At 67.6% G+C, this 1,109-nt stretch carries 1 protein-coding gene; it reads right to left on the bottom strand.

What is annotated here, in order from left to right; all coding sequences use genetic code 11:
- A partial coding sequence (locus U1737_RS20590) for a beta strand repeat-containing protein (RefSeq protein WP_332798086.1) occupies window positions 1–1,109 on the bottom strand: 1,109 nt, incomplete at both ends.

The raw sequence follows: 1,109 nt of genomic DNA, 5'->3' as shown, positions 1-1,109 counted from the left end.
GCACCGGTCACCGTGTCCGCAACGTTGATGGTGACGGCGCCGTTGCCGGTCGCCTTGATGCCCTCGGCAAAGGTCCCCGTAACCGTACCGGTCGCTGCGACATTGGTCGCGCCGGTACCGGAGTTCGTTGCCTCGATGCCGGTCGTGCCGGAGACCTTGCCCGCGGTCACGTCGACCACGCCCGCACCAGCCGCGCTGTTCTGACGTGCAACGATCGCCGTGTTGCTGTCGGCGTTGACATCGCCTGCGGTGACCGTGACGTTGCCGCCTGTGGCGAGCGCGAAGATGCCGTTGCCCGTGGTGACGGTCACCGGACCGACCGTCTTCACGCTGGTCGAGCCGGTGCCGAAGTTCTCGGCGTCGATCCCGAACCGGGCGTCGATTGCGCCGTTGGCGGTGATGTCGATGTTGCCGGTGCCGGCCGCGGGGAAGATCGCCCCGACGATGCCGGCATTGCCCGCCTTTACATCGCCGTTCGCGACGATCGTGACATTGCCGGTCAGCGACTGAGTCTGGACGTCGATGCCGTCCTTGCCGCCCGTAAGGGCCGTGACAGAGCCAGTCGTGACGCTGACACCGCCAGCCGCAGCGGTGTCGCGGACGGTGATGCCCTCGCCACTGGCCGAGCTGCTCGCCCCCGAGATATCGACCAGGACATTGCCCGAGCCGTTGTTCTGAATGGTCGCGGCATTGCCCGTGCCTCCGACGAACCCGCCGGTGCCGATGACCTTGATGTCGCCCGCGCCGCCGGTGCCGCCGGTCAGCAACAGGCCGGTCGTCGCACCGGTCACGGTATCGGCGACCGCCACGGTTACGGCGCCGTTGCCTGTCACCTTGATCCCCTCAGCAAAGCTGCCGGTGACCGTACCGGTGGTCGCGACGTTGGTCGCGCCGGTACCGGAGTTCGTTGCCTCGATGCCGGTCGTGCCGGAGACCTTGCCCACGGTGACATCGACCACGCCCGCACCAGCCGCGCTGGTCTGACGTGCAACGATGGCGGTGTTGCTGTCGGCGCTGACATCGCCTGCGATGACCGTGACGTTGCCGCCTGTGGCGAGCGCAAAGATGCCATTGCCGGTCGTCGCCGTCACCGGACCAACCGTCTTCAC

Source organism: Sphingomonas fucosidasi (assembly GCF_036663855.1).
GTDB lineage: Bacteria > Pseudomonadota > Alphaproteobacteria > Sphingomonadales > Sphingomonadaceae > Sphingomonas > Sphingomonas faeni_B.
Note: the sequence above shows the minus strand (reverse complement) of the source record. Positions and strands in the feature narration are given on the sequence as shown.